We start from the raw sequence: 2,880 nt of genomic DNA, 5'->3' as shown, positions 1-2,880 counted from the left end.
ATTTTATCTCGCGACCCCTTTTTATTTTATTGCGTTTTTACTCCTACAAAACGGCTGGCTCTCAGTAGAATCCTCACCGCTTCGTTTAGAGCTAATTTCAGCTTTATCACTCTGTAGTGCGGTCTTTAGGACGACGTTTTTTTTCTTGTGTTGGCACTTTGTGTATCTGAAGAGTTCCTCGGTTACGAATCATCGACAGCTTGTCCATCAACTTGTCCACATAACGCCGACGGAAACTCTCCGTGTATCGGTAGTTCTGCTCTGCGTTTCTTACGAGTGTTCATATTCGCCCAAAAGCTATCCACAAAAAGCGGGGATATACCTGTGKATAATGGCCCGAACACYACGGAATACAGGGCTTGCAATGCAATGGTCAGTAACTGAGCAAGTTTTGTGTTCAGCTGAGCCTTGTTGGCGGTGATCTACCCGTTATCAAAACTGTGCAGCAGTATTACTCTCAATCGCCTCTGCAGCTGTCAGAGTATTTCTCATCAAACAAGCAACGGTCATAGGACCAACGCCGCCAGGAACTGGAGTCATGGCCGCCGCGATGTCCTTGGCAGAGTCGAAATCGACATCACCGACTAAAACCGAAACTCCGTTTTTCTCGACTCTGTTGATACCAACGTCAATGACCACTGCACCCGGCTTGATCGCCCTTGCATCAATAAATTCCGCCCGTCCAATCGCTACCACCAGGATGTCGGCCTGACGACATTCAGCGATGAGATCTCGTGTTCGGGAATGCACAATCGTGACCGTGCAATTTTCCTGCAAGAGCAAATTCGCCATTGGCTTTCCGACGATGTTGGACCTGCCGACAATTACCGCTTTTTTACCGCTAAGGTCACCGATCTGATCCTTCAACATCATCAGGCATCCCAGAGGAGTGCACGGAATCAGTTTGGCTTTACCCTGACCCAGCAGACCCACGTTGATCGGATGGAAACCGTCGACATCTTTGGCCGGGTTAATTGCCGCAATAACCTTCGACTCATCGATATGGGCGGGCAGCGGAAGCTGCACCAAAATCCCATGCACATAGCGGTCATTGTTCAGCTTATCGATCAGGTTCAGCAGGTCCGTTTCGGATGTATCGCTTTCGAGTAGGTGAGGGAACGAGTCAATCCCGGACTCAAGCGCCTTTTTCATTTTGGTTTTCACGTAAACCTGGCTGGCAGGATCGCTCCCGACTAGTACGACAGCCAGCCCGGGTGCTCTGCCGCGTTTTTCCCTGAAGGCCCTTGCACCGACGGCGACATTCTTGCGCAAGATTTCGGCAAACGCCTTCCCATCGATTATGGAGGCCTCCGGATTGGGCGCGTTATCCAAAGATTGTGTAATGGTCATTTCGTCCTACCCCATTAGCGGTCAGAAAGCTGCCTCCACGTTCTTGGAGGCAGTTGCATGATCAAGATTTCAGGCGTTCACCTTTCGGGTCGTAAAGGCATCCACGAATGACTTTCGCGGAGCATTCTTCACCCAGAATTTTGATGGTGAGTTCAGTATCCAGGGACGCGAGTTCGCGCTTGATAAAGCCCATGGCCAAACTCTTGTTAACGCGATAACCATAGGCTCCTGAAGTGGTAAGCCCTACCAGTTTCCCTTGATGGAAAATTGGCTCACTACCCAATGCATCAGCAGGGCCCGCTTGCACTTCCATCAGCACGAGACGGTGGGTRCTCGGTTTCTCTTTTTCTGCCAGCACTGCCGCACGCCCTTCAAAATCACCTTTATCGGTCTTGATGAAGTAGCTCATGTTGGCAGCCAGCGCCGAGTACTCGGTTGTCAGCTCGCGGCCCCAGATTTGATAGCCCTTTTCGATGCGCATCGAGTCCATGGCCCTCAGTCCGAAGTCGACGATCCCATGCGCTTCACCCGCCCAAACGAGTGCTTCGTAAAGTGCCTGCTGGTGTTGGAGTGGATGGTGGAGTTCCCATCCCAATTCGCCGACAAAGTTCATCCGCAACGCGCGTACGGGAGCGCCAACGACCTGGATCTCCTGGCCGGTAAACCAGGGGAATGCTTCATTACTCAGATCGGTGTCGGTGAGTTTTGACAGCACCTCTCTTGCTCTAGGACCAGCCAGGATGAGCGTGCCCCAGTCCCTGGTGATATTCGCGATGGAGATATTTGCGTATTTCGCTGCCCGTTGCCGTAACCAATCTTCAATCAGCAACTCACAAGCCGCCGGGCACATCAGGTAAAACGCGCCGCTTTCCAGGAGCGTCATGGAGAATTCCCACGCCACGCTTCCTGATGGGGTGAGCACATGGGCGAGAGCCACATCCCCGCATTTGGCAGGAACCTGGTTGGGGCTGATCCGATCCAGAAATGAACGAGCATCCTTTCCAGAGATCTCGAATTTTGTGAAGGCACTCAGATCGAGGATACCCACACGATTTTGCACCGCTTCACATTCCGACCGGACTGCTGCATCCCAATTGCCCCGGCTGTAGCTGAAGTTCTCGACTGGGGCATTGGCAGATTGTGCAAACCAGCTGGCACGCTCCCAGCCGTAATAAGCGCCGAACACCGCATTCTTGTGTTTGAGGATTTCGTAAATCGGCGTGGTCTTCACTTCGCGACACGCCGGGCGCATCGCGTATTCGTTCGGGCAGCTTAGTTGGTATTCGTTGGCGTACAGCTCAAGCGATTTGGTGACGGTGTAGGAAAGGTTCGCGTAGCTGCCAAAGCGACGGGAATCCAGCTCCCAAAGTTCAACCTCGGGGTGACCGTCGATGATCCACTGAGCAAGATAACGGCCTGCGCCGCCGCCCTGGGTGATTCCGAAACTGAACCCTGCGCAAGCAAAGTAGTTGTCGTAACCGTGCACGGGGCCGAGGAGGGGAAGGCCGTCCGGGGTGTACACGATAGGGC

The 2,880-nt window shown here is 53.0% G+C and carries 2 protein-coding genes; both read right to left on the bottom strand.

Translation table 11 applies throughout. The features are described 5' to 3' along the window. Positions 1–432 precede the first annotated feature (432 nt). A complete protein-coding gene (gene folD / locus ACXRVY_RS22735; protein WP_223457184.1) occupies positions 433–1,350 on the bottom strand; it encodes a bifunctional methylenetetrahydrofolate dehydrogenase/methenyltetrahydrofolate cyclohydrolase FolD in 918 nt (305 codons plus the stop codon). Positions 1,351–1,411: 61 nt separating this feature from the next. Beyond that, a partial coding sequence (locus ACXRVY_RS22730; RefSeq protein WP_458238296.1) for a glycine cleavage T C-terminal barrel domain-containing protein occupies positions 1,412–2,880 on the bottom strand: 1,469 nt, incomplete at its 5' end.

The sequence above is a fragment of the Pseudomonas sp. P5_A2_2 genome (assembly GCF_054177685.1).
This window is presented reverse-complemented; position numbering and strand designations above follow the sequence as displayed.